Source organism: Streptomyces pluripotens (assembly GCF_000802245.2).
Taxonomy (GTDB): domain Bacteria; phylum Actinomycetota; class Actinomycetes; order Streptomycetales; family Streptomycetaceae; genus Streptomyces; species Streptomyces pluripotens.
In genome coordinates this window covers 1,467,222-1,491,457 of record NZ_CP021080.1, presented here as the reverse complement: position 1 = coordinate 1,491,457, position 24,236 = coordinate 1,467,222, and the positions used below count along the sequence as shown (strand labels likewise).

At 70.2% G+C, this 24,236-nt stretch carries 21 protein-coding genes; 9 read left to right on the top strand and 12 right to left on the bottom strand.

Annotated features, from left to right (window positions below; all coding sequences use genetic code 11):
* Window positions 1-23: 23 nt before the first annotated feature.
* Genes LK06_RS06595 through LK06_RS06585 form a run of 3 tightly spaced genes read right to left on the bottom strand, consistent with a single transcriptional unit; the run spans window position 24 to window position 3,602 of the window.
* Entirely contained in the window at window positions 24-2,306 is a 2,283-nt protein-coding gene (locus LK06_RS06595) for an ABC transporter permease (RefSeq protein ID WP_043408729.1), read from the bottom strand.
* A gap of 43 nt (window positions 2,307-2,349) precedes the next feature.
* On the bottom strand, window positions 2,350-3,099 hold the full coding sequence (locus LK06_RS06590) for an ABC transporter ATP-binding protein (protein ID WP_043408732.1): 750 nt from the start codon (window positions 3,097-3,099) through the stop codon (window positions 2,350-2,352).
* Window positions 3,096-3,602, bottom strand: coding sequence for a PadR family transcriptional regulator (locus tag LK06_RS06585; protein ID WP_039655374.1), 507 nt, complete (start codon window positions 3,600-3,602; stop codon window positions 3,096-3,098). Before LK06_RS06585 ends, LK06_RS06590 begins: the two co-directional genes overlap by 4 nt.
* Window positions 3,603-3,730: 128 nt before the next feature.
* Here LK06_RS06585 and LK06_RS06580 point away from each other — a divergent pair, with 128 nt between their 5' ends.
* The 5 genes from LK06_RS06580 to LK06_RS06560 all read left to right on the top strand — a co-directional run bounded on the left by LK06_RS06580 (window position 3,731) and on the right by LK06_RS06560 (window position 10,360).
* The gene (locus LK06_RS06580) at window positions 3,731-5,002 is read left to right on the top strand and encodes an ABC transporter substrate-binding protein (RefSeq protein WP_039655373.1); all 1,272 of its coding nucleotides are present in this window, start codon (window positions 3,731-3,733) and stop codon (window positions 5,000-5,002) included.
* Window positions 5,003-5,133: 131 nt separating this feature from the next.
* A complete protein-coding gene (locus tag LK06_RS06575) occupies window positions 5,134-6,795 on the top strand; it encodes a glycoside hydrolase family 13 protein (protein ID WP_174673816.1) in 1,662 nt (553 codons plus the stop codon).
* Window positions 6,796-6,836: 41 nt separating this feature from the next.
* Window positions 6,837-8,165 carry an ABC transporter substrate-binding protein gene (locus LK06_RS06570; RefSeq protein WP_039655371.1) on the top strand — a complete coding sequence of 443 codons (1,329 nt, stop codon included), beginning with the start codon at window positions 6,837-6,839 and terminating at the stop codon, window positions 8,163-8,165.
* Between the two features lie 9 nt (window positions 8,166-8,174).
* The gene (locus LK06_RS06565; protein WP_039655370.1) at window positions 8,175-9,524 is read left to right on the top strand and encodes an ABC transporter permease; all 1,350 of its coding nucleotides are present in this window, start codon (window positions 8,175-8,177) and stop codon (window positions 9,522-9,524) included.
* Window positions 9,521-10,360 carry a carbohydrate ABC transporter permease gene (locus LK06_RS06560; protein ID WP_039655369.1) on the top strand — a complete coding sequence of 280 codons (840 nt, stop codon included), beginning with the start codon at window positions 9,521-9,523 and terminating at the stop codon, window positions 10,358-10,360. The genes LK06_RS06565 and LK06_RS06560 overlap by 4 nt, the downstream gene beginning before the upstream one ends.
* A gap of 30 nt (window positions 10,361-10,390) precedes the next feature.
* On the opposite strand, the gene pgl is transcribed toward LK06_RS06560, so the two are convergent.
* From pgl to tkt, 5 genes are read right to left on the bottom strand one after another with little or no spacing between them, the layout of a single operon-like run.
* Complete coding sequence (pgl, locus tag LK06_RS06555) at window positions 10,391-11,173, bottom strand: 6-phosphogluconolactonase (RefSeq protein ID WP_039655368.1); 783 nt, start codon at window positions 11,171-11,173, stop codon at window positions 10,391-10,393.
* Window positions 11,170-12,204 (bottom strand): glucose-6-phosphate dehydrogenase assembly protein OpcA, encoded by a 1,035-nt coding sequence (opcA, locus tag LK06_RS06550; RefSeq protein ID WP_039655367.1) that lies wholly within the window; start codon window positions 12,202-12,204, stop codon window positions 11,170-11,172. The genes pgl and opcA overlap by 4 nt, the downstream gene beginning before the upstream one ends.
* On the bottom strand, window positions 12,201-13,745 hold the full coding sequence (zwf, locus tag LK06_RS06545; protein ID WP_039655366.1) for a glucose-6-phosphate dehydrogenase: 1,545 nt from the start codon (window positions 13,743-13,745) through the stop codon (window positions 12,201-12,203). Before zwf ends, opcA begins: the two co-directional genes overlap by 4 nt.
* A 1-nt stretch (window position 13,746) precedes the next feature.
* Window positions 13,747-14,865: a transaldolase gene (tal, locus tag LK06_RS06540; RefSeq protein ID WP_043432854.1), complete on the bottom strand. Its 1,119-nt coding sequence runs from the start codon at window positions 14,863-14,865 to the stop codon at window positions 13,747-13,749.
* Window positions 14,866-14,898: 33 nt separating this feature from the next.
* Window positions 14,899-17,007 carry a transketolase gene (gene tkt / locus LK06_RS06535; RefSeq protein WP_039655364.1) on the bottom strand — a complete coding sequence of 703 codons (2,109 nt, stop codon included), beginning with the start codon at window positions 17,005-17,007 and terminating at the stop codon, window positions 14,899-14,901.
* Window positions 17,008-17,385: 378 nt separating this feature from the next.
* On the opposite strand from tkt, the gene LK06_RS06525 reads away from it, so the two are divergent.
* The 4 genes from LK06_RS06525 (at window position 17,386) to LK06_RS06510 (ending at window position 20,454) form a co-directional block, all read left to right on the top strand.
* Complete coding sequence (locus tag LK06_RS06525; protein ID WP_039655363.1) at window positions 17,386-18,342, top strand: heme o synthase; 957 nt, start codon at window positions 17,386-17,388, stop codon at window positions 18,340-18,342.
* Between the two features lie 89 nt (window positions 18,343-18,431).
* Window positions 18,432-18,764: a hypothetical protein gene (locus tag LK06_RS06520; protein WP_039655393.1), complete on the top strand. Its 333-nt coding sequence runs from the start codon at window positions 18,432-18,434 to the stop codon at window positions 18,762-18,764.
* Between the two features lie 187 nt (window positions 18,765-18,951).
* Window positions 18,952-20,058 carry an amidohydrolase family protein gene (locus LK06_RS06515; RefSeq protein ID WP_043432857.1) on the top strand — a complete coding sequence of 369 codons (1,107 nt, stop codon included), beginning with the start codon at window positions 18,952-18,954 and terminating at the stop codon, window positions 20,056-20,058.
* A gap of 36 nt (window positions 20,059-20,094) precedes the next feature.
* Window positions 20,095-20,454 (top strand): hypothetical protein, encoded by a 360-nt coding sequence (locus tag LK06_RS06510; protein WP_052270167.1) that lies wholly within the window; start codon window positions 20,095-20,097, stop codon window positions 20,452-20,454.
* Window position 20,455: 1 nt separating this feature from the next.
* Here LK06_RS06510 and LK06_RS06505 read toward each other — a convergent pair whose 3' ends face one another.
* From LK06_RS06505 to LK06_RS06490, 4 genes are read right to left on the bottom strand one after another with little or no spacing between them, the layout of a single operon-like run.
* Window positions 20,456-21,460, bottom strand: a complete 1,005-nt coding sequence (locus LK06_RS06505; protein ID WP_374208109.1) for a COX15/CtaA family protein — start codon at window positions 21,458-21,460, stop codon at window positions 20,456-20,458.
* Window positions 21,461-21,516: 56 nt separating this feature from the next.
* A complete protein-coding gene (locus LK06_RS06500; protein ID WP_039655359.1) occupies window positions 21,517-22,290 on the bottom strand; it encodes an ABC transporter permease in 774 nt (257 codons plus the stop codon).
* A complete protein-coding gene (locus LK06_RS06495) occupies window positions 22,287-23,264 on the bottom strand; it encodes an ABC transporter ATP-binding protein (protein ID WP_234367371.1) in 978 nt (325 codons plus the stop codon). The genes LK06_RS06500 and LK06_RS06495 overlap by 4 nt, the downstream gene beginning before the upstream one ends.
* A 31-nt stretch (window positions 23,265-23,295) precedes the next feature.
* Window positions 23,296-24,111, bottom strand: a complete 816-nt coding sequence (locus LK06_RS06490; protein WP_039655358.1) for an AAC(3) family N-acetyltransferase — start codon at window positions 24,109-24,111, stop codon at window positions 23,296-23,298.
* Window positions 24,112-24,236 lie beyond the last annotated feature (125 nt).

Below are 24,236 nucleotides of genomic sequence, written 5' to 3'. Positions count from 1 at the left end.
GGCTCGGGTCCGTGGGCCGCGGCTCAGGCCACCGCGCTCAGCGTGTCCGCGAGGCGTCTGCGGGTCGCGCGGGCCGCGGGTAGTGCGGCCAGCGCCGCCGCTCCCAGCACGGCCGCGGCGCTCAGCAGGAGCAGCAGGCCGGGGGAGGGGGACTGGGCGATGCCCGCGCCGATGCCGCCGGAGCTGCCCTGGGCGTCGATCAGCCGACGGGCCAGCGGCAGCCCCAGCGCCGTACCAGCGACGACTGCGACCAGAGTGGTGCAGCCCGTCGCCGTGACGGTGATCGCGGTGATCTGCCGCGGCGACATGCCGATTGCCCTGAGGGCGAGCAAGTCCCGCTCGCCCTCACGGACACTCGCGCCGATCGCGGTGAGCAACTCGACCAGTCCGATGAGGGCCAGGACGGCGATCAGCCCAGCGACGACCGCACGCAGCGGCGACAGGCCGTCGGCAGGGTTGGTCAAGGGATGCACGTCCAGGTGGCCCGCGCCGGCCGCGGCGAGTGCGGCGGCCACGAGCTGCGGGTCGGCACCGGGGCGCAGCCGCAGCTCGTAGAAGGCCGCGGACAGTCCGGGATCGTTCTCCCGCAGGGTGTCCAGCGAGGTCGTCGCGACCCGGCCGGCGTTCCGCGGTTCGATGCTGCGGCCCACGATGTGCAAGATCTGTGGGCGGTCGCCCACCGTCATCCGCACCCAGTCGCCGACCCGCGCGTGCAGCAGGTCCAGCAGGCCCTGGCCGGCCACCGCTTCGTCCGGTCCGCGCGCCGCGTGGCCCTCGGCGAGGGTGTACGGGTAGGGCTCTGCGCGGGTGCCGATGCCGCGCAGGGCGATCGTCCCAGTCTGTCCGGGGACCAGCGCGGCTTCCTCGACTCCCGGGTAGGCGGCGGCGACCCGGGAGTCACGCATCAGCAGGGCCTGTACGTCCGTCGGGCGCAGGGCACCGTCCGAACGGACCGTGAGTGCCGTCGGCAGGCCCATCTGCCCGGGGCTGCTGTGGAACCGGTCGATGGTGGTCCAGGCGCTGAGCGCCACCACGATCAGCAGCAGTGGCAGCGTCAGCCGGGCCACGGTGGCCAGCGACCGGCCGCGTCCGGTGAACACCTTGTGACAGCCGAGGACCAGTGCGGCCGGCCACCGCAGCCCCAGCGCCCGCCGGGCCGGTCCGGTGAGCCGTCCGCCCGCCGGAGCCGCGGGGCGCGGTACCGGAACCGGCGGTACCCGCCCCGCCCGCCAGGCCGCGAGCCCCGTGGTCAGCCCGATGAACAGCACCGCGCCGACGGGCACCGCGAGCACCGCCAGGGCATGCCCGGGGAGCCCCTGCCACACGCCCACGGCATCCCCGAGCCGCCCGGGGATCCGGCTGCCCAGGGCCTCGGTGAGCGCCGCGGCGGCCACGGACCCGAGGAGGGCGTACGCGAGGTGCTGGAGCAGGAAGACCCGGACGACCTGGCCGGGTGTGAAGCCGATCGCCTTCAGGATCGAGAGGTCCCGCAGATGCCCGCGGATGCGGGTCGCGATCGCCCCGTGCACCGCAAACCCGGCGGCGACCAGGGCGCCCAGACCGAACAGACCGAGCACCTGGCCCAGCAGCCGGTTGTCCCCCTGCGCCGCGGAGCGCGCCTGCCGCCAGGTGGAGACCTCACCGACCGCGCCCGAGCCCAGCGCGGTGACGGCCCGCTGCACGATGTAGTCCGTGTCGGCCGGGTCGCCCAGTCGCAGCCCGATCACCTGGCCGGCGGGAGCGCGCACCGCGGCCGGCAGCGCCCAGACGAGGCCGGGCCGCTCGCCCGGGCTGTAGTGGGGTTCGGCGCTGTCCGCGATGCCTTCCACGGTGAGGGTACGGGTCGTGCCGGGCAGCGTCAGGGTGTCTCCGGGCTCGGCCAGCAGCGCCCGGGCCAGGCTGCTCTCCAGCACCACACCGTTCGGCTCGGCCGCATCCAGCCAGTGTCCCGTGGTGAGCAGCGGACGGCTGACGGAGGGCAGGCGCGGGGTGCCGCGCAGTTCCACGGAGACACGGGTGCCGCGGGAGGCGACGGTGGCCGACTCGGTGCGGTAGGGGCCGGCGACCGACTCGACGCCGTCCAGCCGGGCCAGCGCCCGGGCATCGGCGGAGAGCGAGGTGTGGATCCACACATGCGCCCCCCGGGCCTGGGTGAAGACCCGCTGCCAGGGGTTGGTGGCGTAGCCGAACAGCGCGGTGGCCAGCAGCAGGGAGGCGACGATCCCAGCGGTGGCCAGCACGAGGAACAGTGCTTCACCGCGATGCGTGCGCAGATCGGAGTGCGCCCAGCGCAGGGTCGCCCGCACGCGCCTCAGCTCCTCGCCCCGTGACGTACCGTGAGACGCTCCATCAGTCCCTCAGCTCCAGCACACCGGAGGTACCGCTGCGTTTGGACGGCGTGCCGTCCAGGGCCGCGTCGTCGGCTATGCGACCGTCGAAGAAGCTGATCACCCGGTCCGCGGCGCTCGCCAGCCGGGCGTCGTGGGTCACCAGCACGATGGTCTGACCACGGTCGTGGAATCGGGACAGCAGCCGCATCACCTCGCGGGTGCCCTTGCTGTCCAGGCTGCCGGCGGGCTCGTCGGCCAGCAGCAGTGGCGGATGGTTGACCAGGGCCCGGGCCAGGGCGACCCGCTGCTGTTCGCCGCCGGATAGCTCGCCGGGCATGCTGCGCTCCTTGCCGTCGAGGCCCAGTTCGGCGAGGAGGGCTTCCCGCCCGGTGCGGGCCTTCTTCGGCGGGACTCCGGCCAGTAGGGCGGGCAGCTCGACATTGTCGGCGACCGATAGGTTCGACACCAGGTTGAAGAACTGGAAGACGATCCCGATGGCCTTCCGGCGCTCGACGGCCCAGCGCGCCTCGCTGAAGGAGTCCGTGCACCGGCCGGCCAGCCAGATGCTGCCCTCGTCCGGCCGCTGGAGTCCGCCGAGCAGGTGCAGCAGTGTCGACTTCCCGGCGCCGGAGGGGCCGGTGATCGCCACGAACTCGCCGCGCGCCACACTCAGGTCGACGCCGCGCACCGCACGGGCGGGTGCGCCTTCGCCGTGGTGGGTCTTCACCAGGCCTTCGGCCCGCAGCACCGGAGTGGCGTCCTCGCTCATTCCAGTTCCTCCTGGCACCGCTCCAGCCAGTCGAGGTCGGCCTGCAGGTGCAGCATCGCGCCCTCTATGAGCAACTGGGCGATTCGGTTGTCCCGGGTCTCGGCCGCGGCCAGTTTCGACAGGTCGCGCATGGTGTTGAGGTACTGGCGCCGCTGCTTGTTGATGAGGGCGATCTGGTCGGCGAGACCGGTTTGCGAGGCGAGGGCGAGTTTCATGAAGAACTCGTCCCGCACCCGCGGCTCGTCCTCGGTCTCCTCGAACCAGGTGCGCAGCGCCTCACGCCCGGCGTCGGTGAGGTGGTAGACCTTCTTGTTGGGCCGGCTGGACTGCTCCACGTCCTGGCCCTCGATCAGCCCCGCCTTCTCCAGGCGGCCGAGGGTGACGTAGATCTGGCCGACGTTCGGCTGAGGGTACGCGGAGCCCAGCAGTTGCTCAAGGCCCTGTTTGAGCTCATAGCCGTGGGCCGGGCCGCGGGCGAGTAGTGCCAGGAGGGGCAGGCGCACTCGTGCTGTCCTCCTGTCTGCTCAATGTGCTCCAGGCCCTAGTATCGCCCATACCTAACAGGTATACATGGCCTCTGACCCCGGGCGAGGGTGCCCGTGGCCGTGCGTACGTGTTCAGGGAGGAACCTATGCGGTGGATACGCGCCGCCGGTAGGGGCCTCCTCGTTCTCGTTGTGATCATGACCGGTTACGTGGCTTCGGGAGCCCGGGCCGAGGAAGGCGACGCCCAGGGGCGCGGCCCGCTCACCCTGGCCACCGCCGGCGACCTCACCGGCTATCTGGGCCCGCTGCTGCAGGGCTGGAACCGCACCCATCCCGGTGAGAAGGTCACTCTCGTCGAGTTGCCGGACTCCACCGACGAGACCCATGCCCAGATGATCACCGATCTGCGCGGCGGCGACCGGGGCCGGTTCGACGTCCTCAACATCGACGTCGACTGGACCTCGGAGTTCGCCGCCGCCGGCTGGATCCGTCCGCTGCCCCGAGACCGCTTTCCGCTGAAGACCTTCCTGCCCCCGGTGGTGGACACCGCCACGTACGACGGACGCCTGTACGCCGTCCCGTACGTCACCAACGCCGGACTGCTCCTGTACCGCAAGGACATCCTCGCCAAGGAGGGTGTGCCTCCTCCGCGTACCTGGGCCGAACTGGAGCACGACGCGAAGACGATCGCGCCCAGGTACGGGCTGGGTGGTTACGCGGGCCAGTTCCTGCCCTACGAGGGCCTCACCGTGAACGCGGCCGAGGCCGTGTACTCGGCCGGGGGCACGATCCTCGGCGACGAGGGCACCAGGGTCACCGTCGACTCTGCCGCGGCCCGTGAGGGCATCGGCTTCCTCGCCCGTGGCCTGCGTGAGGGCTGGATACCGAAACAGGCCCTAACGTACAAGGAAGAGGAGTCCAAACAGGCTTTCCAGGACGGCCAGTTGCTCTTCCTGCGCAACTGGCCCTACGCCTATGTCGTCGCCTCGGCCCAGGGCTCCAAGGTTGCCGGGAAGGTCGGCGCCGTACCGCTGCCTGGGCCGCACGGGCCCGGGACGAGCGTCCTGGGAGGTTCCAACCTGGCGGTCAACACCCATGCCCGGCACCCGGAGTCCGCGGCGCGCTTGATCGCCTATCTCACCAGCGAGCGCGTCCAGCGCCAGGTGCTCACCCGCGGCGCGCTGCCTCCGGTGCGCGCCGCGCTGTACGACGACCCCGCGCTCGTACGGCGGTTCCCTTATCTGCCGACCCTGCGCACTGCCGTCCTCACCGCCGCGCCGCGTCCCAAGAGCCCGCACTACGAACAGGTCAGCCTGGTGGTCCAGGCAGTGATGCAGGACGCGCTGACCGGACGCGAGACGCCCGAGCAGGCTGTGCGACGACTGGCTCGCGAACTCGACGCGATCACCCATCGCTAGTTACTTGTTAAGTAACGCGGCTATCACGACTGTCCTCACCTTGTGGTGAAATGCCCTATTTTGCTTGGTGAACCGGACGGTAGCTTGCGGTCATTTCATTGACACCTCTGCGCGACGCCTACTTAACATGCATGCATAACAGCCCCGCTCACAGAGACAGGTCCACAGGGTTGAACAGGCATCATTGGTGGCGCGACGCGGTGATCTACCAGGTCTACGTCCGCAGCTTCCTGGACAGCACCGGCGACGGCATCGGCGATCTGGCCGGGGTCCGGGCCGGGCTGCCATACCTCAAGAAGCTCGGCGTCGACGGCATCTGGCTGAGCCCGTTCTACCCTTCACCGCAGCACGACCACGGCTACGACGTGGCCGACTACTGCGGCGTCGACCCGCTCTTCGGCGACCTCGCCGAATTCGATCTGCTGGTGGCGGTGGCCCGGCGGCTCGGCATCAAGGTGCTCCTCGACATCGTTCCCAACCACTGCTCCAGCGAGCACCCGTGGTTCCGCGAGGCGCTGGACAGCGAACCCGGCAGCCCGGCCCGCGCCCGCTTCCACTTCGCCGACGGCCGGGGCCCCGACGGCAGCGAGCCGCCCAACAACTGGCACGCCATGTTCGGAGGCCCCGCCTGGACCCGGGTGACCGAGCGCGACGGTCGCCCCGGCCAGTGGTACTTGCACATGTTCACGCCCGAGCAGCCCGACTGGAACTGGCGGAACCCCGAGACAGCCGCCGAGTTCGACCGCATTCTGCGCTGCTGGCTCGACCGCGGCGTGGATGGCTTCCGCATCGACGTCGCCGCCGGTCTGTACAAGCACCCCGAGCTGCCCGACTCCGACGATCCCGAGGCCGACGCCCGCACCCGTGACTCGGTCAACCCGCTCGCCTGGAACCAGCCCGAGGTGCACCAGGTGTGGCGGCGGTGGCGCGCCCTGTGCGACGAGTACCGGGAACGTGACGGCCGTGAACGCCTCCTGGTGGGCGAGGTCTCCGTCCCCACCGCCCGCGAACACGCCCGCTACGTCCGCCCCGACGAACTCCACCAGGCCTTCTTCTTCGACCTGCTCGGCGCCCCATGGGACGCCGACGCCTTCCGCAAGGTCGTCTCCGAGGCCATGCAGGACATAGCCGGTACGGGCTCCACGGTCACCTGGGTCCTCAACAACCACGACCAGGTCCGCACCGTCACCCGCTACGGCGAACCCGCCGGCGGGGGCAGCGGCCTGGGCGCCGCCCGTGCCCGAGCCGCCGCGCTGCTGATGCTCGCACTACCCGGAGCCGCATACATCTACCAGGGCGAGGAACTGGGGCTGCCCGAGGTGGTCGACCTGCCCGACGACGTGCTCACCGACCCGATCTTCCGCCGTACCGGCAGCCGTGCCCGCATCCGCGACGGTTGCCGGGTGCCACTGCCCTGGTCCGGGCAGGTCTCCCCGTTCGGTTTCAGCTCCGGCGCCGAGAGCGCCAAGCCCTGGCTGCCCCAGCCGGAGTATTTCGCCGAATACGCCACCGACCGGGCCCTCGCCGACACCCGCTCTTTCTGGCACCTGTACCGCGAAGGCCTCCAGCTGCGCCGCACGCTTCCCCAACTGGGCGAGGGCACGCTGCGCTGGCTGGACACCCCGCCCGGCGTCCTCGGCTTCGTCCGCGGCGACGGCCTGGTCTGCGCCGTCAACTTCGGTACCGCCCCCACCCCCGCGCCCGCCTCCGGCGCTCCCCTGCTCTCCAGCGGCCCCTGCCCGGTCGGCGTGCTGCCCGGCTCCACGGCTGCCTGGTGGCTGAACGACCTCTGATCCCGCTCCGTCAACTCCGATCCCCCGAAGGGACATCACCGATGATGCGACGACGTACCACCCTGCTCACCGGCTGCACCGCCCTCGCTCTCGCGCTCGGCGCCACCGCCTGCGGCGGGGGCGGAAAGGACTCCACCGGAGGCGCGGACAAGGCGCTCAGCGGTCAGACGGTCACCGTGGCCGGCGTCTGGTCCGGTAGCGAGCAGAAGAACTTCCAGAAGGTGCTGGACGCGTTCAGCGCGAAGACCGGCGCCAAGACCCAGTTCGTGTCCACCGGCGACAACGTGTCCACCGTCGTCGGCAGCAAGATCGAGGGCGGCGACGCGCCCGACGTCGTGATGGTCCCGCAGGTCGGAGTGCTGAAGCAGTTCGCGAAGCAGGGCTGGCTCGAACCGCTGTCGAAGACCGCCCAGCAGACGGTCGACGCCGACTACGCGCCCGTCTGGAAGAAGTACGGCAGTGTCGACGGCACCCTCTACGGCCTCTACTTCAAGGCCGCACACAAGTCCACCGTCTGGTACAGCCCCGATGCGCTCACCCAGGCCGGCGTCAAGCCGCCCAAGACCTACGAAGAGCTGCTCAAGGCCGGGCACACCGTCTCCGACTCGGGCCTCGCCGCCTTCGCGGTCGCCGGACAGGACGGCTGGACCCTCACCGACTGGTTCGAGAACATCTACCTCTCCCAGGCCGGCCCCGAGAAGTACGACGCCCTCGCCAGTCACACGCTCAAGTGGACCGACCCCAGCGTGGTGAAGGCGCTCACCACCCTCGGCAAGCTCTTCAAGGACAAGCAGCTGATCGCGGGCGGCCAGAAGGGGGCCCTCAACACCGACTTCCCGGGCTCGGTGGAGAAGGTGTTCGGCCCCAAGCCCGAGGCCGGCATGGTCTACGAAGGCGACTTCGTCGCCGGCGTCGCCCACGACCAGTTCGGCAAGACCATCGGCAAGGACGCGGACTTCTTCCCCTTCCCCTCGGTCGACGGTGGCACCGCACCGGTGGTCAGTGGTGGTGACGCGGCGGTCGTCCTCAAGGACGGCAAGAACGCCAAAGCCGGGATGAAGCTCCTGGAGTACCTGGCCACCCCCGAGGCCGCGGCCGTCTGGGCGAAGGCGGGTGGCTACCTGTCCCCGAACAAGAAGCTGGACCTCTCGGCGTACGGCGACGACGTCACCCGCGCCACCGCCAAGTCCCTCGTCGATGCCGGTGACACGGTGCGGTTCGACATGTCCGACCAGGCGCCGGCGGCCTTCGGCGGCACCAAGGGAGCCGGTGAGTGGAAGCTGCTGCAGGACTTCCTGCGCGACCCGGCTCACCCCAAGTCGACCGCGGCGAAGCTGGAGGCCGCGGCGGCCAAGGCCTACCAGGACTGAGCCGACGACATGACCGCCACACTTGTGAAACGACAGGCGGGCCCGCGGGCCGCCGGCGCGGCGCGCGGGCGCCGCGGCCGGCGGCGCGCCTGGCTGGTCGCCGTGTTCTTCGTCCTTCCCGCGCTGCTCCTGCTCGGCGCGCTCGTCGTCTACCCGGTGCTGTTCTCGGTCGGCCGGAGCTTCTTCGACGCCTCCGGCACCCGGTTCGTCGGTGGTGACAACTACACCGAGATGTTCCGGGACCCGGCCACACTGAAAGCCATCCGGAACACCGCCATCTGGGTGGTCGTGGCCCCGGCACTGCTCACCGGCCTCGGCCTGATCCTGGCTGTCCTGGTGGAGAAGATCCGCTGGGCCACCGCCTTCAAACTACTGCTGTTCATGCCGATGGCGGTGTCTTTCCTTGCCGCCGGCATCATCTTCCGGCTCGCCTACGACCAGGACCCGGACAAGGGCGTGCTCAATGCGGCCGTCGTCTCCGTCCACGATGCGTTCACGGGGACCTCGACGTACCCGACGGCCCGCGGGCGTCAGGGACTGCTCGTCCATGACCGGGACGGCTCCTACCGCACGACCGGCTCCACGGGCGACACGGTGAACCTGGCCATGGTCGGGGTCCTGCCCAAGGACCTGCCCAAGGGCGCCGCTCCCGCATATCCGGCCGCCACCGCGAAGCCGGCCCCCGGCCAACTGGGCGGGGTGGTCTACCTGGACTTCACCCCCGGCGGGGGAGGGGAACAGGGCAGGGTCGACCGCGGGGAAAGCGGACTGCCCGGCATGAAGGTCGAGGCCGTGCGGGGCGGAAAGACGGTCGCGAGCACCACGACCGCCCCCGACGGCTCCTTCCGCTTCACCGGGCTCGCCGACGGCTCCTACACGGTGAAGCTGCCCGCCTCCAACTTCGCCCCGCCCTACCAGGGCGTCTCCTGGCTCGGCCCGGCACTCGTCACGCCGGCGATCATCGGCGCCTACCTGTGGATCTGGACGGGCTTCGCGATGGTGCTGATCAGCGCGGGGCTCTCCACCCTTCCGCGCGACGCGCTGGAGGCCGCCCGGATCGACGGCGCGAACGAGTGGCAGATCTTCCGCCGCATCACCGTCCCGCTGCTCGCGCCCGTGCTCACCGTGGTCTTCGTGACCCTGGTGATCAACGTGATGAAGGTCTTCGACCTCGTCTACATCATCGCCCCCGGACCGGTGCAGGAGGACGCCACGGTCCTAGCGACCCAGATGTGGCTGGTGTCCTTCGGCGGCGGTAACAACCAGGGCCTCGGCAGTGCCCTCGGCGTGCTCCTGCTGCTTCTGGTGGTCCCCGCGATGGTGTTCAACGTCCGCCGCTTCCGAAGGAGTCAGCGATGAACACGATCAGGCGGGGCCTGGGCAACGGCCTGGTGCAGGCCTTCCTGGTGGTGGTCGGCCTGGTCTGGCTGACCCCGTTGGCGGGACTCTTCCTGTCCTCCCTGCGTTCGGCGCAGGACACCGCGAAAGGCGGCTGGTGGACGGCCCTTGCCGCTCCCGGCCAACTGTCCTTCGACAACTACGCGGCGCTGCTGAAGAACGCCGGCATCACCCAGGCCTTCTGGAACACGGTGTTGATCTCGGTGCCGGCCACCGTGCTGGTCGTCGTCATCGCCGCCCTGGCCGGATACGCCTTCGCCTGGCTGGACTTCCCGTTCCGGGAGCCCCTCTTCCTGCTGGTGGTGGCCCTGCTGGTGGTGCCGGTGCAGATCGGTCTGCTCCCCGTCGCCAAACTCTTCGGTGCGCTGGGTCTGTTTGGCACGATCCCCGGAGTCGTGCTCTTCCACGTGGCCTACGGGCTGCCGTTCGCGGTGTTCTTGCTGCGCAACTACTTCGCGGAGATGCCGAAGGAGATGCTGGAGGCGGCCCGGATGGACGGCGGCAGCGAATGGCGCATCTTCACCCGGCTGGTCCTGCCGGTCGGACGCCCCGCGATTGCCTCGCTCGCCATCTTCCAGTTCCTGTGGGTCTGGAACGACATGCTGGTCGCCCTGCTCTTCGCCGACAGTTCCTCCCAGCCGCTGACCGTAGAACTCCAGTCCCAGATACGGCAGTTCGGCAGCAACATCGACGTCCTGGCGCCCGGCGCGTTCCTGTCGCTGATCGTGCCCGTGGTGGTGTTCTTCGCCTTCCAGCGGCACTTCGTCCAGGGTGTGATGGCCGGGTCCGTGAAGTAGGGGTGGTGGGGTGCCCCACCACCCCTACGCTCACGGTGAAGCCGGCGGGTACATCGACCGCGGCAGTTGCGCTGCCGCTGCAGCGTCCAGCAGCCACAGCGTGCGGGAGCGGCCGTAGGCGCCCGCCGCCGGGGCCTGGATCTCGCCCGCTCCTGACAGGGCGATGGCCGCCGCTTGCGCCTTGTCCTCGCCGGCCGCGAGGAGCCATACCTCGCGCGCCGCTCGGATCGCCGGAAGGGTCAGGCTGATCCGGGTCGGCGGGGGTTTGGGGGCGCCGTGGACGCCGACCACCGTGCGCTCCGTCTCCCGCACGGCCGGCAGCTCGGGGAAGAGGGAGGCGACGTGCGTGTCCGGGCCGACGCCCAGCATCAGGACGTCGAAGGTGGGCACGGAGCCGTGGTTCTCCGGACCTGCCGCCTCCGCCAGCTGCACTGCGTACGCCTCCGCCGCCGCCTCGACGTCCTTACCGTACGGGCCGTCGGAGGCGGGCATGGCGTGCACGCGTCCCGGGTCCAGCGGTACCGCGTCCAACAGGGCCTCGCGGGCCTGGGTGACGTTGCGTTCGGGGTCGCCTTCGGGGAGGTAACGCTCGTCGCCCCACCACAGGTCCAGACGGGACCAGTCGATGGCGTCCCGGGCCGGCGCCCCCGCCAGCGCGGCCAGCAGGCCGTTGCCGTTGCGGCCACCGGTGAGGACCACGGACGCAGTGCCCCGGGAGGCCTGCGCGTCCACGATCTTCGTGATCAGGCGTGCCGCGGCGGCCTGTGCCATCAGTTGCTTGTCGCGGTGGACGACCAGCTGCGGGGTGCTCACTTCGCCGTCGCCTTCCTCGCCGTCTTCCTGGCGGTCTTGGCCGTCGCCTTCTTCGCTGCCGCCCCGGTCACCTCGGCCGCCTCGGCCCCGGGCTGCTGCTCCGGACCGGTGTTCAGCCGCTCCAGGCCGTAGCGCAGCGCCGACGCGTAGGTGTCGTCCGGGTCGAGCCGGCGCAGTTCCTCCGCGATCAGCTCGGCCGTCTCCCGACGCTTGAGCGCCACCGCGCGGGCCGGCTGACCCTCGATGGACAACGTGGCGAGCGAACCGTCCGCGCGGTCCAGGACGATCGAGCCGCCAGAGGTGTCCATCCGGACCGCGGTGAGCCCCGGACCACTCGACAGTGACCGTTTCACCGGAACGTCCAGCCGGTCGGCGAGCCACATCGCCAGCAACTCGCAGCTCGGGTTGAACTCCTCGCCCTCCACCTCGATGGCCCTCACCTCACAGGGGACCTGGTCCAGGGCCGCCGCGAGCATCGAGCGCCACGGCGTGATCCGGGTCCAGGACAGGTCGGTGTCGCCGGGGGTGTAGGCCTCGGCGCGGGCGGACAGCTCCAGCACCGGCTGTTCGGAGGCGTAGGTGTCGGTGACCCTGCGCTGGGCCAGGGCGCCCAGCGGGTCCTTTGCCGGGTCCAGCGGGGCGTTCACCGGCCACCACACGACCACCGGGGCGTCCGGCAGCAGCAGCGGCAGGACGACCGAATCGGCGTGGTCCACCATCTCGCCGTACAGCCGCAGCACGACCGTCTCGCCGGTACCGGCGTCCGCGCCCACCCGCACCTCGGCGTCCAGACGTGAGGACGTGCGGTCCCGAAGGGTGCGGGAGACGCGCTTGATGACCACCAGCGTGCGCGAGGGGTGCTGGCGCGACGCGTCGTTGGCGGCCTTCAGGGCGTCGTAGGCGTTCTCCTCGTCGGTGACGATGACCAGGGTCAGCACCATGCCGACGGCGGGCGTACCGATGGCGCGACGTCCCTGCACGAGCGCCTTGTTGATCTCGCCGGCGGTGGTCTCGGTCAGGTCTATCTTCATGGCCTGCGCCAGCTCCGTCCGTCTCGTGCGAGCATCTCGTCCGCCTCGGCGGGGCCCCAGGTGCCCGACTGGTACTGCGCGGGCTTGCCGTGCCGGTCCCAGTACTCCTCGATCGGGTCGAGGATCTTCCAGGACAGCTCGACCTCCTCCGTGCGCGGGAAGAGGTTGGCGTCGCCGAGCAGTACGTCCAGGATGAGCCGTTCGTACGCCTCCGGACTGGACTCCGTGAACGACTCGCCGTAGGCGAAGTCCATGGAGACGTCCCGGATCTCCATCGAGGTGCCCGGCACCTTGGACCCGAAGCGGACCGTGATCCCCTCGTCCGGTTGGACGCGGATGACGATCGCGTTCTGACCGAGCTCCTCGGTGGCGGTGTGGTCGAAGGGGGAGTGCGGGGCCCGCTGGAAGACAACCGCGATCTCGGTCACCCGGCGGCCGAGCCGTTTGCCGGCGCGCAGGTAGAAGGGGACGCCCGCCCAGCGGCGGTTGTCGATCCCCAGCTTGATCGCCGCGTACGTGTCGGTCTTCGACTTGGGGTCGATGCCCTCCTCTTCGAGGTAGCCGATGACCTTCTCGCCGCCCTGCCAGCCGCCTGCGTACTGCCCGCGCACGGTACTGTGGCCCAGGTCCTTCGGCAGCCGGACCGCCCCGAGCACCTTGGTCTTCTCCGCGGCCAGCGCGTCCGCGTCGAAGGAGGCCGGCTCCTCCATCGCGGTCAGGGCCATCAGCTGCAGCAGGTGGTTCTGGATCACGTCCCGGGCGGCGCCGATGCCGTCGTAGTAGCCGGCCCGGCCGCCGATGCCGATGTCCTCGGCCATGGTGATCTGTACGTGGTCCACGAAGGAACGGTTCCAGATCGGTTCGAACATGGTGTTGGCGAAGCGCAGCGCCAGAATGTTCTGAACGGTCTCCTTGCCGAGGTAGTGGTCGATCCGGAACACCTGGTCCGGAGTGAACACCTCGTGCACGACCTTGTTCAGCTCCTCGGCCGATTTCAGATCGTGGCCGAACGGCTTCTCGATGACCGCGCGCCGCCAGGAACCGCCGGTCTGGTCGGCGAGACCGTGCTTCTTCAGCTGCTGGATGACCACCGGGAAGGAACGCGGCGGTACGGACAGGTAGAAGGCGAAGTTGCCGCCCGTGCCCTGTGCCTTGTCCAGCTCCTCGATGGTGCCGCGCAGCCGTTCGAAGGCGTCGTCGTCGTCGAAGGTGCCCTGGACGAAGCGCATCCCCTGGATGAGCTGCTGCCAGACCTCCTCCCGGAACGGCGTACGGGCGTGCGCCTTGACCGCGTCGTGCACTTCGGAGGCGAAGTCCTCGTGCTCCCACTCGCGGCGGGCGAAGCCCACCAGCGAGAAGCCCGGCGGCAGCAGACCCCGGTTGGCGAGGTCGTACACCGCCGGCATCAGCTTCTTGCGGGACAGGTCACCGGTCACACCGAAGATGACCAGGCCCGACGGCCCCGCGATACGCGGGAGCCGTCGGTCGGCCGGGTCACGAAGCGGATTCGCTCGGGAACCGGGCCCGGAGAGGGGGGTCAACTCAGCCCTCCGAGGGGGTGAGGCGCTGCATCTCCGCCTCGGTCGACTTCAGCAGGTCGTTCCAGGACGCCTCGAACTTCTCGACGCCCTCGTCCTCCAGCACCTGCACGACGTCGTCGTAGGAGATGCCGAGCTTCTCCAGTGCGTCGATCTCGGCGCGGGCCTGCTCGTAGGTACCGGTGACCGCGTCGCCGCGGATCTCGCCGTGGTCGTCGGTGGCCTCCAGCGTGGCCTCCGGCATCGTGTTGACCGTGTTCGGCGCCGCCAGTTCCTCGACGTACATGGTGTCCTTGTACGCCTTGTCCTTGACACCTGTGGAGGCCCACAGCGGACGCTGCTTGTTGGCGCCCGCGTTTTCCAGGGCGTTCCAGCGGTCGGAGGCGAAGACCTCCTCGTACGCCTGGTAGGCGAGGCGGGCGTTGGCCACTCCGGCCTTGCCGCGCAGCGCCTTGGCCTCGTCGGTGCCCAGGGCGTCGATCCGGCGGTCGATCTCGGTGTCCACACGGGACACGAAGAAGGACGCCACCGAGCGGATCTTCGACAGGTCCAGTCCGCGCTCCCTGGCCTTCTCCAGACCGGAGAGGTAGGCGGCCATGACCTCGCGGTAGCGCTCCAGGGAGAAGATCAGCGTGACGTTGACGCTGATGCCGAGGCCGATGACCTCGGTGATCGCCGGCAGACCCGCCTTGGTGGCCGGAATCTTGATCAGGGTGTTGGGCCGGTCCACGAGCCAGGCCAGTTGCTTGGCCTCTGCGATGGTCGCCCTGGTGTTGTGCGCGAGGCGCGGGTCGACCTCGATGGAGACCCGGCCGTCCTGTCCGTCCGTGGCGTCGAACATCGGGCGCAGGATGTCGGCGGCATCCCGGACGTCCGCCGTCGTGATCATGCGGATGGCCTCTTCGACGGTGACCTTGCGGGCGGCGAGGTCCGACAGCTGCAGGCTGTAGCCGTCGCCCTGGGAGATCGCCTTCTGGAAGATCGTCGGGTTGGTGGTGACGCCCACGACGTGCTGCTGGTCGATCAGCTCGGCGAGGTTGCCGGACGTGATCCGCTTGCGCGACAGGTCGTCCAGCCAGATCGCGACGCCTTCTTCGGAGAGGCGCTTGAGTGCGTCTGTCATGGAATTACATCTCCTACGTGTCGTATATGAGCGTCAGCGTCGGCCGGCGGCGAGGGATTCCCGGGCCGCGGCGATCGATTCCTTCGCCTGGGCGGCGACGTTCTCGGCGGTGAAACCGAACTCGCGGAAAAGGACCTTGCCGTCGGCGGAAGCACCGAAGTGCTCCAGGGAAACGATGCGGCCGGCGTCCCCGACGTAGCGGTACCAGGTCAGCCCGACACCCGCCTCCACGGCGACCCGGGCCTTCACGGACGGGGGCAGCACGGAGTCCCGGTACTCCTGCTCCTGCTGCTCGAACCACTCCACGGACGGCATGGACACCACTCGGGTGGGGACGCCTTCCGCCTGGAGCTGCTCGCGCGCCCCGACGGCCAGGTGCACCTCCGAGCCGGTGGCGATCAGGATCACCTGCGGCTCGCCGCCCTCGGCGTCGAACAGGACGTAACCACCGCGGGCGGCGTTTTCGTTGGGCTCGTACACCGGCACCCCCTGGCGGGTGAGCGCCAGACCGTGCGGCTGGCCCTTGCCGAACTCCTTGGTGTAGCGCCTGAGGATTTCGCGCCAGGCGATGGTGGTCTCGTTGGCGTCCGCCGGGCGGACGATGTTCAGGCCCGGGATCGCGCGCAGCGAGGCCAGGTGTTCCACCGGCTGGTGGGTGGGGCCGTCCTCGCCGAGACCGATGGAGTCGTGGGTCCACACGTAGGTCACCGGCAGGTGCATCAGCGCCGACAGGCGTACGGCGTTGCGCATGTAGTCGGAGAACACCAGGAAGGTGCCGCCGTAGACGCGGGTGTTTCCGTGCAGGGCGATGCCGTTCATCTCGGCGCCCATGGAATGCTCGCGGATGCCGAAGTGGATCGTGCGGCCGTACGGATTGGCCTCGGGCAGCGGGTTGCCCTCGGGGAGGAAGGAGCTGTCCTTGTCGATGGTCGTGTTGTTCGACCCGGCCAGGTCGGCGGAGCCGCCCCACAGCTCGGGGAGCACCGGGCCGAGCGCCTGTAGCACCTTGCCGGAGGCGGCACGGGTGGCGACGGCCTTGCCCGGCTCGAACACCGGGAGCTTCTCCTCCCAGCCGGCCGGCAGCTCGCCCTTGCTGATGCGGTCGAACTCGGCGGCCCGTTCGGCGCTGCCGTCCCGCCACTCCTGCAGGGACTTCTCCCACTCCGACCTGGCCTGGCGGCCCCGCTCCAGGGCCCGGCGGGTGTGGGTGAGGACCTCGTCGGCGACCTCGAAGGTCCGCTCCGGGTCGAAGCCCAGGACGCGCTTGGTCGCCGCCACCTCCTCCTCGCCCAGCGCGGAGCCGTGTGCGGCCTCGGTGTTCTGCGCGTGCGGGGCGGGCCAGGCGATGATCGAACGCATCGCGATGAACGAGGGCCGGTCGGTGACCGTCTTGGCCTCCTGCACCGCGGCGAAGATCGCCGCCGGGTCCAGGTCGCCGTTCTCCTTCGGCTCGACACGCTGCACGTGCCAGCCGTACGCCTCGTAGCGCTTGACGGTGTCCTCGGAGACGGCGGTCTCGGTGTCGCCCTCGATCGAGATGTGGTTGTCGTCCCACAGCAGGATCAGGTTGCCGAGCTTCTGGTGTCCGGCCAGCGAGGACGCCTCCGCGGAGATGCCCTCCTGGAGACAGCCGTCACCGGCGATGCAGTAGACGAAGTGGTCGAAGGGGGACTCGCCCCGCGGAGCGTCCGGGTCGAACAGACCGCGCTCGTAGCGGGCGGCCATCGCCATGCCCACCGCGTTCGCGACGCCCTGGCCCAGCGGCCCCGTGGTGGTCTCCACGCCTGCGGTGTGCCCGTACTCGGGGTGGCCCGGCGTCTTCGAACCCCAGGTGCGGAAGGCCTCCAGGTCCTCCAGTTCCAGGCCGAAACCGGCCAGGTACAGCTGGGTGTAGAGGGTCAGGGACGAGTGGCCGGCGGACAGCACGAAACGGTCCCGTCCGACCCACTCGGGGTCGGCCGGGTCATGACGCATCACCTTCTGGAAGAGGGTGTAGGCGGCCGGGGCCAGGCTCATCGCCGTACCGGGATGGCCGTTACCCACCTTCTGTACGGCGTCGGCGGCTAGGACGCGGGCGGTGTCCACGGCCCGCTGGTCCAGCTCGGTCCACTCAAAGTCTGTGGTGGTCGGCTTGGTGCTCACCCTGGGTCAGGGCTCCTCTCCACATGTCGATCGCCGGTCTTCGGGGCATGCCCCCACCCGGCCGCCGGCGTGCTTCTGCCCACCGGCCGCAGCTGAGCCTACCCTCGTGAGGACGTGCATTTTTTCGAGTGTTTACAGACTGCCGGGACTGCGTGCGATCCGCCTCCCGACTGGCCGAGAAGGCATTTGGCACATGAATACGGAGCCGCTCATCTGACTGCTCAAACGAGCCGTCGAATGCACGTCGGGGCCGCGCTGCCAACACGACCCCACCCCCGCGAAGGCCGGGGTATGGGCAACGTCTAAAGTGGCGTGGTACGCGCGAGCCTTTACCGGGACTTCACACGGGGGAGGTTTGCTGGGATGTCTCTGTCAGGGGTGTGCGTGACGGCCGTCGAATCCCGTCCAGCGGGTGTGCTCGGTGGTGCGAGCCAGAGCCCGGTTCACCGGCCGTTCGGGGCCCGTGTCAAGGCGTTCGTGGCGCTGACCAAGCCACGGATCATCGAGTTGCTGCTCATCACCACGGTTCCGGTGATGTTCCTGGCCCAGCAGGGCGTGCCCGACCTCAAGCTGGTCCTGTTGACCTGCATCGGCGGCTACCTCTCCGCGGGCGGCGCCAACGCGCTGAACATGTACATCGACCGGGACATCGACGCCCTGATGGACCGCACCTCGCAGCGGCCGCTGGTGACCGGCATGGTCAGCCCGCGCGAGTGCCTGGCCTTCGGCATCACCCTCGCGGTCATCTCCACGCTGCTGTTCGGGTTCACCGTCAACTGGCTCTCCGCCTGGTTGTCCCTCGGTGCGCTCCTCTTCTACGTCGTCGTCTACACGATGATCCTCAAGCGGCGTACCTCGCAGAACATCGTGTGGGGCGGCATCGCCGGCTGCCTGCCGGTGCTCATCGGCTGGTCGTCGGTCACGAACTCCATGTCGTGGGCGCCGGTCATCCTCTTCCTCGTCATGTTCTTCTGGACCCCGCCGCACTACTGGCCGCTGTCCATGAAGGTCAAGGAGGACTATGCGCGTGCGGGCGTGCCGATGCTCCCGGTCATCGCTTCCAACAAGGTCGTCGCCCGGCAGATCGTCATCTACAGCTGGGTGATGGTCGCCGTGTCGCTGATGCTGACCCCCCTCGGCTACACCGGCTGGTTCTACACGGCGGTCGCCCTGGCGGCCGGCGGGTTCTGGCTGTGGGAGGCGCACGCGCTGCAGAACCGGGCGAAGGCCGAGGTGACCGGCGCGAAGCTGAAGGAGATGCGCCTGTTCCACTGGTCGATCACGTACGTGTCGATCCTGTTCGTCGCGGTCGCGGTGGACCCCTTCCTGCGCTGAGTGCTCTTCCGCGGACGGGAGGGGTGCGTGGTCAAGGCCACGCACCCCTCCCGTCGCCGTTCGGTCTACCCGTCGGTAGCATCCTGGTCATGGCAGACACGCAGCAGGTTGACCCCAAGGCCGAGGCCAAGGCCGAGCGTAAGGCGGCGAAGCTGGCCCGGCAGATCAGTGCCTTCTCCACGGCGCACGGCGGCGCCGAGGGGCAGGTGGCCTACATCGGCGAACGCGGCGTCCGCATCGTCCTCGTGGGTGAGGACGGTGGCTGGGGTGACCTAGTGGCTCCCAGCACGAAGATCGCCGAGCAGGCGGTGGAGAAGGCCGGGATCACCGTGCACGAGTCCTTCGACGGCGAGTTCGCGGCCAAGGTGCGGACGGGCCCGTACGAGTGGAAGCGGATGGCAGGCATCCAGCTGGGCGGCTAGTGCCGCAACCGGCCCTGGCTGATGAGCGAGCCCGGGATGCGCGGGCGGTTCGGCCACCGTAGATCCGGCCCGGCCGGCCGCGTGGTTCCCTTGCCCCCCTTTGCGCTCACTACCGCCACCTGAACCGGGTTCACCCGTTAGGACGTGTGAGCAAGCGCAGCGCCCACGCGTCCCTTCGGGAGCCGGAATGATCGAAACGCCGTCCCTCGTGGACCAGTACTGCCACGGCGTACTGCGCACCGAGCTGGGCCTCGGCACCTTCGAGGCCCAGCTGGCCCGCACCGAGGGGCCACCGGCTCCGGGCACCACCCTCTTCGACACCCAGACCGGTTTCGCGGTGCGCCGCTGGTGCCCGCCCCTGCTCGGCCTGGAACCGCACTGCCCACCCGCCCGCTACTTGGCCCGCCGTCGGGAACTGGGTGCTCTGGAGGCAACCCGCATGCTGCTGCGGGGCAGCGGCATCACCACCTACCTCGTCGACACGGGCGTGCCCGGTGACCTCACCGGCCCCGCTGAGATGGCCTGCCACGGAGCCGCCGGGGCACGTGAGATCGTCCGTCTGGAGCCGCTGGCCGAGCAGGTGGCCGACACCTCCGGCACGGTCGAGTCCTTCCTCACCAATCTGGCCGAGGCCGTACAGGGCGCCGCGGCGGACGCGGTCGCCTTCACCTCGATCGCGGGCCTCAGACACGGCCTGGCTCTCGCATCCGAGCCGCCGGGGCCCGGAGAGGTGCGGGGCGCGGCGGCCCGCTGGCTGGCCGACCGGAGGGTCGGTGGCGTGCTGACCGACCCCGTGCTGCTCCGGCACGTGCTGTGGATCGCGGTCGCCGTCGGTCTGCCGCTGCAACTGCACGCCGGACTCGGCGAGCCGGGCGCCCACCTGGACCGTACGGACCCGGTGCTGCTGACCGACTTCGTGCGAGCCACGGCCGGCCTCGGCACCGACCTGATCCTGTTGCACGGCTACCCCTACCACCGCCAGGCCGCCCACCTGGCCGGCGTCTTCCCGCACGTCTACGCGGACTCGGGCGCCGCGCTCGTGCGCACCGGCGCCCGAGCGGCCACCGTCCTCGCCGAAATCCTGGAGCTGGCCCCCTTCGGCAAGATTCTCTTCTCCACCGGTGCTCACCGCCTGCCCGAACTGCACGTCGTCGGTGCTCGCCTGTTCCGCGAGGCCCTGGGCCGTGTCCTGGGGACCTGGGCCGCCGAGGGCGCGTGGTCGCTGGAGGACGCCCAGCGGGTGGCCCGCATGATCGCGGCGGACAATGCGCGGCGGGTCTACGGCCTGGACTGAGAGCTGTACGGCGGTCACCGTGCCGCACAGGCTGGGATGGTGCAGACCGATGTGCGTCCCGTCCGCTTCCTGCGCGCGCTGCTGGTCGTCGGCTCCCTCGGCGTCTGGGCGGTCGGCGAGGCCAGGCGGTGCGATGTCTGGGTCGACCTGGGGCTGCTGACCTTCGCCCGTGCCACCGTGACCCTGGGCGAGGGGGCGGCTGATCTTGAAGCGGTAGGCGCACGCCGAACTGCGGGGCGTGGGGCTCCCCCCGAGGTCGTCGAGGACCTCGTGCGACGGCGCCACGCGCACCAGGACCCCGTCCCGTCCCGTGGCGACCTGCTGGCCCGCTGCGCCAAGCTGACCCGTGCCTACCTCAGCCCGGCGATCGACGCGCCGGTCACGGCGTACGGGTGACTCAGGCGCGCGTGTCAGCCGTCAGCTCGGGCGAAGGACCGGGTAGGTCCAGTGGGGCGGCCTGCGGGCGTTCCCGCAGCGACAGCAGAACGCGCAGGACGCCGATCCAGATCAGGCACGAGCCGAGCATGTGGAGGCCGACCAGGAACTCGGGCAGGTGCATGAAGTACTGCACATAACCCAGCACGCCCTGGGCGAGCAGGATCAGGAACAGTTCGCGCGTCCGCGCCGACGGCCCCTTCGGTGCGTCCACCGCCTTCAGGACGAACCACAGGGCGAACGTCAGCGTCACCACGATCCAGGCGAGCACCGCGTGCATCTTGGCCGCGGTCTCCCAGTTGATGTGGATCCGGTCGACCTCGCTGGAGTCACCGGCGTGCGGTCCGGCACCGGTCACGACCGTGCCCATGACGATGAGCAGCACGGACGCCGCAACCAGGAACCACACCAGCTGCTGCACGGCCTTGCCGACCAGCGGACGCGGTGCGGCGTCGCCCTCCCGGGCGCGCTGCCACATCACCGTCGCCACCGCGATCAGCGCCGAGGAGAGCAGGAAGTGCGCGGCGACCGTGTACGGGTTGAGGCCGACCAGGACCACGATGCCGCCCAGCACCGCGTTGCCCATGACCACCCAGAACTGTGCCCAGCCCAGCCGGGTCAGACTGCGCCGCCACGGCTTCTCGGCACGGGCCGCGACGATCGCCCAGCCGACGGCCGCGCACAGCACGTACGTCAGCATGCGGTTGCCGAACTCGATGATGCCGTGGACACCCATGGCCCGGGTCGTGGTCAGCGAGTCGTCGGTGCAGGTGGGCCAGGTGGGGCAACCGAGGCCCGAGCCGGTCAGGCGTACGGCGCCGCCGGTCACGACGATGACGACCGACATGACGAGCGCGGCGAGCGCCGCCCGCCGTACGGTCCCGGGAGCAGGGGTCCAGCGGTCGGCGATGAAGGCGAGCGGGTTGCGCACGGCCGCTTCGGCATCGGCGCGGTTCAGCTTTGGCACGCCCACATCGTATGCCTCCGCTTGTGCACGCTTTCACGAGGGTCCCGCCCGGCGGCTCACTCCCAGCGGAAGAACCGTCCTGCCGCGGCCAGCCCCACGACCGCCCATACGGTGAGGATCCCCAGGTCGCCCCAGGGTGTTCCCGATCCGTGCTGGAGCACGCTCCGCAGGCCGTCGGAGAGCGCGGAGACGGGCAGCAGGCCGAGTACCTGCTGAGCGGCCGACCCGAACTTCTCCAGCGGCACGATGACCCCGCCGCCGACGAGCAGCAGCAGGAAGACCAGGTTGGCGGCGGCCAGCGTCGCCTCCGCCTTCAGGGTGCCCGCCATCAACAGACCGAGCCCGGAGAAGGCCGCTGTGCCGAGGACCAGCAGGAGCAGAACGGCAGCGGGGTTGCCGCGCGGCGACCAGCCCAGCGCGAAGGCGATCACGGTCAGGAGGACGACCTGGAGGACCTCCGTGACGAGGACCGACACCGTCTTCGCGGTCATCAGTCCCCAGCGCGGCAGCGGGGAGGAGGCCAGGCGCTTGAGCACCCCGTAGCGCCGCTCGAAGCCGGTCGCGATGGCCTGGCCAGTGAACGCCGTGGACATCACCGCGAGGGCGAGGATGCCCGGTGTGAGGAAGTCGACGGCCCTGCCCGTGCCGGTGTCGACGATGTCGACGGAGCTGAAGAGCACCAGCAACAGGGTCGGGATCACGATCGTCAGCAGCAGCTGCTCGCCGTTGCGCAGCAGCATCCTGGTCTCCAGCGCCGCCTGGGCCGCAATCATGCGGGGAAGGGGGGCCGCACCCGGCTTCGGGGCGTAGGTGCCCGGCACGGTCGTCATGAACGCAGCTCCTTGCCTGTCAGCTCCAGGAAGACGTCTTCGAGTGTGTGCCGCTCCACCGAGATCCGGTCCGGCATCACCCCGTGCTGCGCGCACCACGAGGTCACCGTTGCCAGCAGCTGCGGGTCGATCTTGCCGACGACCCGGTAGCTGCCCGGAGCCTGCTCGGCGGCGGTGCAGTCGGCCGGGAGCGCCTTGAGCAAGGAGCTCACGTCGAGGCCGGGGCGGCCGGAGAAGCGCAAGGTGTTCTCGGCACCGCCCCTGCACAACTGCTCCGGGGAACCCTGGGCGATGACCCGGCCGCCGTCGATGATCGCGACGTCATCGGCGAGCTGCTCGGCCTCTTCCATGTAGTGGGTGGTGAGGATCACCGAGACGCCGTCGGTGCGCAGGTCCCTCACCAGGTCCCAGGTGGCGCGGCGCGCCTGTGGATCGAGTCCGGCTGTCGGCTCGTCCAGGAACACCAGCTCCGGGCGGCCCACGACGGCCATGGCGAGCGCGAGCCGTTGCTGCTGGCCGCCGGACAGCCGCCGGTAGCTCGTCCGGCCGCAGGAGCCCAGCCCGAGGCGTTCGACCAACGCGTCCACGTCCAGCGGATGCGCGTGCAGCTTCGCCGTGTGCCGCAGCATCTCGTCCGCCCGGGCGCCGGAGTACACGCCCCCGGACTGGAGCATCACCCCGATGCGCGGGCGTAGCTGTGCGGCCTGCCGTACCGGGTCGAGGCCCAGGACGCGCACCGTGCCGGAATCCGGCTTCCGGTACCCCTCGCAGGTCTCCACCGTGGTCGTCTTCCCCGCCCCGTTGGGGCCGAGCACAGCGGTCACGCCGTCCTCGGCCACCAGGTCGAGGCCGTCCACCGCGGTCTTCGTGCCGTAGCGCTTCACCAGGGCCCGGACCTCAATGAGCGGGTGTGGCGCAAAGCGTCTCGTTGACGGGTGGGGGCCGGGAGACGGGCGGGCGGGCTCACTGCGCATGGCTCCAGAGTCTAGGGAGACCGCATGCCGCTCAGACCGGCGGGTGCGGGAACTCCTCCGCGCGGGGACGGTGCAGCGGCAGCCACTGCTCGGCGTAGGCCACCGCGTCGGCCACCGGGAAGAGCCGTGCGCTGGCCGCGCCGACCTTGCCGCGGTCGACCGGCCGGTCCCGTTCGAAGTCGTGGCCCAGTTCGTCGAACCGGTCGGAGTCGATCGAGACTTCGATCACCGTCTCCCAGCCGCCGCCGGGCGCCGGCCGTCCGACCTCGACGTGCGGCGCCGGTATCCGGTACTCGGCGAGATGGAAGCTGGTGCAGGCGTCGTAGCCCACGCCGAGCAGCAGGACCCGGGCGCCCAGTCGCTCCAGCCGGGCCAGTGGGCTGCGTTCGCCGAGCCGGCAGTCCACGGCGTGACCGTCCATGAGGTCTGCGGCGTGCGGGCCGAGGGCTGCGAAGGAGGTCTGCGGGTGCGCGCTGCGCAGTGCGCCCGGCCAGGTCCGTACGGTCTCCGGGATCACGCCGACCCCGCGCGAGGGGGTGATCAACGGGTCGTAGGCCGGCATGGTGGTCCGAATCCGGTCCCACCACTGCTCGGGCACTGGTGGATTCGCCCATCCGACCGGGTCGGACAGGTCGGCGGACTGGGTGGGCACGACGAGAGTGCCGGACGGGCCCAGGGCGTCGAGGAGTCCCTGGACGGCCGCTACGGCGCCTCCGTTGACCCAGCCGAGGGAACTCAGCGAGCAGTGCGCGAGGAGGATCTCACCGGTTCCGACGCCGAGCAGCCGCAGCTGCGCGGCGACCGCGTCACGGGTGATAAGAGGGCCGGTGGGAGGCGGTGGGGGCATGGCAGGGGAGTGTTGCGGACGAGGCCGCGGGGCGCCACCGCTTTGATTCTGGAAGGACTCCGGGATGATCGATCAAAGATCGTTTTCGCAGGTCAAATTAGGTATACCTAAGTGATGCAGGGCAC